Genomic DNA, 5461 nt, shown 5'->3' with positions numbered 1-5461 from the left:
CCGAGGGGCGCTACTGGTTCCCCGACTACCTCGCTGATCTGGACGCCCTGATCGACCGGGCGGTGCCCGCGGGCGAAGCGGTGGTTCTGGTCGGCCACAGCATGGGTGGCAACGTCGCCGGGCTCTACGCCGGCGTGCGCCCGGAGCGGGTGCGCGCGGTGGTCTCGCTGGAGGGCTTCGGGCTCCCGGCCACTGCCGCGGAGACCGCGCCTGGGCGCTACCGGGAGTGGCTGGACAGCCTCGCACAGACACCGCGCCTGCGGTCCTTCCCCGACTACGGGGCGCTGGCGGACCACCTGGCCGGGCGCAACCCCCGCATGCCCGGGGCGGTGGCGGCGTATCTCGCGCGCTGCTGGGGCCGGGAGGTGGACGGGGCGGTGCGCCTGCGTGGCGACCCGGCCCATCGCCGGCCGAACCCGGTGCTCTACCGGCTCGAGGAGGCGATGGCGTGCTGGCGGGCGATCGAGGCCCCCGTGCTCTGGCTCTGGGGCGGCGAGTCGTCCGTCGTCCGCCGTCTGCGCGGGGGCGATGACTGGTCGGCGCGACTCGCCTGCTTCGCCGACCTGCGTACCGCGGAAATCCCTGCCGCCGGGCACGCCCTGCACCAGGAACGCGCACCGGCGTGTGCCGATGCGATACACGGATTCCTCGCGGAGACGGGGGCGACGCCCCGGGGCTGAGCCCCGGGGGACACGGCTCAGGGGGCCGGCGTCACCAGGATCATGCCGTCACGCAGGGTGTCCGGGTTCTCCAGGACGTGCCGGTTGGCCTCGTAGAGCGTGGGCCAGCGGTTGGCCTCGCCGTACAACCTCGCGGCGACCTGGCCCAGGGTGTCGCCGCCGCGCACGTCGTAGAGCCCTTCGTGCTCCAGCCGGGCGACCAGTGACTGGGCAACGCGCAGCGCCTGGCGTGCTTCGGTGAGGGCCTGGTCATCGGCCTCGTCCCGGCGATGGGCGGCATGTACGTCGCGGAAATGCGCCGCGGCCTCGGATGCCTGCGCACGGGCCTCGTCCAGCGACGCCGTGCCGCCGTTGGCGGGGGCGAGCTGCGCGCGCAGCCCGGCGATGGTCTGCTCCCGCGACTTCACGGTGGCGCGGGCCTGGTCGAGGCTATCCTTCAGGGTGCCGGCGCGTTCGCGGAGTTGGGCGATGGTGCTTTTCTGGTTGTCGATGGTCCCGCGGGCGTCGTCCAGTGTCGCGGCGGTCTCCTCGCCCTGCTGACGTGCCTTCTGCAGCGCCTCGGTCAGCCGACCCTGTTCCTTGCGGGTCGCGGTGAGCTGTTCGCGCAGGTCGGCGGTCTCCGCCTCCAGCGAATCGATCCGCTCTTTTGCCTTGCCGAGCTCGCCGCGCAGGCGGTCCCGGGTATCGGTGCGCTCGGCGAGCTGCTGTTCGAAGGCGTCCCGCTTGCCCTGCGTTGCGGTGAGCTGTTTGCGCAGCTCGGCGGTCTCCGCCTCCAGCGAACCGACCTGTTCCTTCGCTTTATCGAGCTCGTTACGCAGGCGGTCCCGGGCATCGGTGCGCTCGGTGAGCTGCTGTTCGAGCGACTCGACGCGTTCACGGGCGTCGTCGAGCTGTGATTCGAGGTTGTCCGCACGGTCGCGGGCGTCTGAGAGATCGTTCTCCAGGCCGGTGATACGTGTCTGTGCGCTGGCCAGGGCGTCCGCGGGGGCGCCGCTGTCGCCCGACTGCTCCTGGGCGAGGGCGGCCGGGCACGCGAGTGCGGCGGCGATAACCAGGGCGGCGGGAAGGGTGTGCCGGCGAATGGGTGGACGTCGCATGGATTGTCTCCTCCCGGTTGCGGTGTGGCGGGGGCTGAAGGTCCGGGCACGGTCGTCGTTATGTTCCTGGATGCCCGCGACCCCGGTATCGCCGCCGGGAACCCCCGTACGCCGCGTCGCGGCCGCTGCCGGGGTCCTGGCAGGGGCGATCCCGGGGGACCGGTTCGGTCGCCCCGGAGGTAAGCCTAGAAGAGCCCCATGTGCGCCGCCATCACCGCCGTGTTACGGGTAGACCGGTGGGCCACGGGGGGACTGTGTCCGCGGCCCCTTCGCGGGCGCGTTATCGCTATCCGGTGCGGATCAGGACCGGTGATGGCGTCGGCGGGGTGTGCTGCTGCTAGACTGCATTGAGACCGATAAGCGGCGCGGGCATCGGCCCGCGGACAGAACACAATCACGGAGGAGGGGAGAAGTCCGCCATGTATGCGCCGTCTTCAGTGGATGCCCCGCGCATCCATACCCCGGATTTCATTACCGAGTCCGCGCTGACCATCCCGATCTACGGGATGCTCGGCGAGGATGGCAGGCCCTACGAAGGCGCCGACCCCTCGGGTGTGGCGAAGGAGATCGTGCTCGCGATGCACGACGCCGCGGTGTTTACGCGGCTGCTCGACGAACGCATGGTCGCAGCACAGCGTCAGGGCCGGCTGTCGTTCTACCTCACCGCCACCGGCGAGGAGGCCGCCACGGTGGGCAGTGCGGCCGGGCTCGAACCGGACGACATGATTCTGCCCCAGTACCGCGAGCAGGGCGCGCTGCGCTACCGCGGCTTCACCGCGGCGCAGTTCATGGACCAGCTCTTTGCCACCGAGGACGACCTCGGCAAGGGCCGGCAGATGCCGGTCCACTACGGCAGCCGCGCGCTGTCGTACATGACCGTCTCCTCGCCGCTGGCGACCCAGATCCCCCAGGCCGCGGGCTACGCCTACGGCCAGAAGCTCGCCGGCGAGGGGCGCTGCAGCATCTGCTACTTCGGTGAGGGCGCGGCCTCGGAGGGGGATTTCCACGCCGCGCTGAACATGGCGGCGGTGATCCGCTGCCCGGTGATCTTCTTCTGCCGCAACAACGGCTATGCGATCTCCACCCCGGTGAGCGAGCAGTACGCCGGCGACGGCGTCGCCGCCCGCGGCGTCGGCTATGGGGTGCGCTCCATCCGCGTCGACGGAAACGACTTCCTCGCCGTCTACCTCGCGACGCAGGAGGCGCGGCGCCAGGCGGTGAGCGAGGGCGTGCCCGTGCTCATCGAGGCGATGACCTACCGCCTCGGTGCCCACTCCACCTCCGACGACCCCTCCGGCTACCGCAGCCGCAAGGAGGAGGAGGCCTGGCAGCGCTTCGATCCGATCGCACGCATCCGCGCGTTCATGGAGGCGCAGGGCTGGTGGGACGCGGAGCGCGACGAGGCCCTGCGCCAGGGGTACCGCGACGAGATCCTTGCCGCGATGAAGACCGCCGAGGCCAAGCCGGCGCCGTCGCTTGCACGCCTGATCGAGGATGTCTACGCCGCACCGCCCTGGAACCTCACCGAGCAGTACGAGGCGTTGCGTGAGCAGGTGCGGGCGAACCCGGACGCCTATCCGAAGACGGCGGGGCGGATCGAGTGATGGCAAGGATGAATCTTCTGCAGGCCCTCAACAGTGCCCTGGACACCGCCATGGCGGCGGACGAGCGGGTGATCTGCTTTGGCGAGGACGTCGGCCAGTTCGGCGGCGTCTTCCGCGCGACCAGTCACCTGCGCGACCGCTATGGCAACGAGCGCTGCTTCAACACGCCGCTGGTGGAGCAGGGCATCATCGGCTTCGCCAACGGCCTCGCCGCCGCCGGCTTCCGGGCGGTGGCGGAGATCCAGTTTGCCGACTACATCTTCCCGGCCTTCGACCAGATCGTGAACGAGACGGCCAAGTTCCGGTACCGCTCGGGCAACGAGTTCAACGTCGGCGGGCTCACCATCCGCAGCCCCTACGGTGGCGGCATCTCCGGCGGGCACTACCATTCCCAGTCCCCGGAGGCCTACTTCTGCCACACGCCGGGCCTCAAGGTGGTGGTGCCGAGCACCCCGGAGAACGCCAAGGGGCTGCTGCTGGCGAGCATCCGTGATCCGGACCCGGTGCTGTTCTTCGAGCCCAAGCGCCTCTACCGCGCGGCGGTGGGCGATGTCCCGGAGGAGGACTACACCGCCGAGCTCGGGCGCGCGGAGGTGCTGCGCGAGGGCGGCGACGTCACGGTGCTCGCCTGGGGGGCGCAGGTGGAGGTGGTGACCCGTGCCGCGGAGATGGCCGCGGAGAAGGGCATCGACTGTGAGGTCATCGACCTGCGCACGCTGCTGCCCTGGGACGTGGAGACCGTGACGCGCTCCGTGCTCAAGACCGGGCGGCTGGTGATCAACCACGAGGCGCCGCGCACCGCCGGCTTCGGCGCCGAGCTCTCCGCCACGGTCCAGGAGCGCTGCTTCCTCTACCTGGAATCACCGATCTGCCGGGTCACGGGCCTGGACACGCCGTTCCCGCTGGCCCACGAGCGGGAGTACATGCCGGACCACCTCAAGACGCTCGCCGCGATCGAGCAGACCGTGAACTTCTAGGGCACCACCATGATCAAGGACTTCATCCTGCCGGATATCGGCGAAGGCATTGTCGAGTGCGAGCTCTCCGAATGGCTGGTCGAGGAGGGCGATAACGTCGAGGAGGACCAGCCCGTCTGCGACGTGATGACGGACAAGGCCCTTGTGCAGATCCCGGCCATGGAGACCGGCCGGGTGGTGAAGCGCTACTACGCCAAGGGCGAGATCGCGCGGGTGCACGAGCCGCTGTTCGCCATCGAGGTCGCCGGCGAGGACGGTGACGCCGCCGAGCCTGGCGGCGGTAATGCCGCTACGGCGCCGGCGACGGACAGTGACCGGTCGCCGGCACCGCCCGCGGAACCGGCCTCCGGTGGCGAGGCGGTATCCCCGGCGGCGGCCGGGGACGGCAACGGGCGGTCCGCCGGGCCCGCCGGACGGGTGCCGGCGAGCCCGGCAGTGCGGCGCCTGGCCCGGGAGCTCGGGGTGGACGTCCATGCCGTGCCTGGTTCGGGCAAGAAGGGGCGGGTCTACAAGGAGGACGTGCGTGCCTTTGCCGAGGCCGGAACGGCGCCGGCGAAGGGAGCGGAGGCGGCGGCTCCGGCTTCGGCATCGTCGGGCGCCGCCACGGGCGGCGGCGACGAGGTGATCCGCCGCGAGCCCCTCAAGGGCGTGCGTGCGGCGATGGCCCGGCAGATGAGTGCGTCGGCGCGGACCATCCCGCACTACACCTACGCCGACGAGGTGGACGTCACCGCCCTGACCGAGGTGTATGCGGAGATCCGCGATCACTACCGCGAGGAGGTGCGCATCACCCTGATGCCGTTCTTCGTCAAGGCGCTGTCCCTCACCCTGCGCGCCTTTCCGCAGCTCAACGCGACCTTCGACGACGAGCACGAGGAGATCCATTACCACCGCCGGCACAACATCGGTGTGGCCGTAGATGCCGCCCACGGGCTGGTCGTCCCGAACATCAAGGGGGTGGAGTCGCTGTCGCTGCTCGCCACCGCCAAGGCCCTGAACGAGCTGGTCGAGGCGGCGCGGGCCGGACGTGTGGCCGCCGAGGACATGAAGGGCGGGACCATCACCATCTCCAACATCGGGGCGATCGGCGGCACGGTGGCCAC

The 5461-nt window shown here is 70.7% G+C and carries 5 protein-coding genes; 4 read left to right on the top strand and 1 reads right to left on the bottom strand.

Going from position 1 to position 5461, the window contains the following annotated elements; translation table 11 throughout:
• The coding region (locus G7A99_RS15615) for an alpha/beta fold hydrolase (RefSeq protein WP_163141781.1) at window positions 1–680 on the top strand (680 nt) is incomplete at its 5' end.
• 17 nt (window positions 681–697) lie between these two features.
• On the opposite strand, the gene G7A99_RS15610 is transcribed toward G7A99_RS15615, so the two are convergent.
• Window positions 698–1777 (bottom strand): hypothetical protein, encoded by a 1080-nt coding sequence (locus tag G7A99_RS15610; RefSeq protein WP_018718923.1) that lies wholly within the window; start codon window positions 1775–1777, stop codon window positions 698–700.
• Window positions 1778–2196: 419 nt separating this feature from the next.
• Here G7A99_RS15610 and G7A99_RS15605 point away from each other — a divergent pair, with 419 nt between their 5' ends.
• The 3 genes from G7A99_RS15605 to G7A99_RS15595 form a co-directional block, all read left to right on the top strand.
• On the top strand, window positions 2197–3381 hold the full coding sequence (locus G7A99_RS15605) for a thiamine pyrophosphate-dependent dehydrogenase E1 component subunit alpha (RefSeq protein WP_051088243.1): 1185 nt from the start codon (window positions 2197–2199) through the stop codon (window positions 3379–3381).
• The gene (locus G7A99_RS15600; protein ID WP_026321185.1) at window positions 3381–4358 is read left to right on the top strand and encodes an alpha-ketoacid dehydrogenase subunit beta; all 978 of its coding nucleotides are present in this window, start codon (window positions 3381–3383) and stop codon (window positions 4356–4358) included. Before G7A99_RS15605 ends, G7A99_RS15600 begins: the two co-directional genes overlap by 1 nt.
• Window positions 4359–4367: 9 nt before the next feature.
• The coding region (locus G7A99_RS15595) for a 2-oxo acid dehydrogenase subunit E2 (protein WP_163141778.1) at window positions 4368–5461 on the top strand (1094 nt) is incomplete at its 3' end.

Source organism: Arhodomonas sp. KWT (assembly GCF_010993615.1).
This window is presented reverse-complemented; position numbering and strand designations above follow the sequence as displayed.

What these genes read in the sequence shown, in the direction of transcription:
- G7A99_RS15610 (WP_018718923.1), bottom strand. Translation starts at nt 1,777, where the DNA reads ATGCGACGTCCACCCATTCGCCGGCACACCCTTCCCGCCGCCCTGGTT.
- G7A99_RS15605 (WP_051088243.1), top strand. Translation starts at nt 2,197, where the DNA reads ATGTATGCGCCGTCTTCAGTGGATGCCCCGCGCATCCATACCCCGGAT.
- G7A99_RS15600 (WP_026321185.1), top strand. Translation starts at nt 3,381, where the DNA reads ATGGCAAGGATGAATCTTCTGCAGGCCCTCAACAGTGCCCTGGACACC.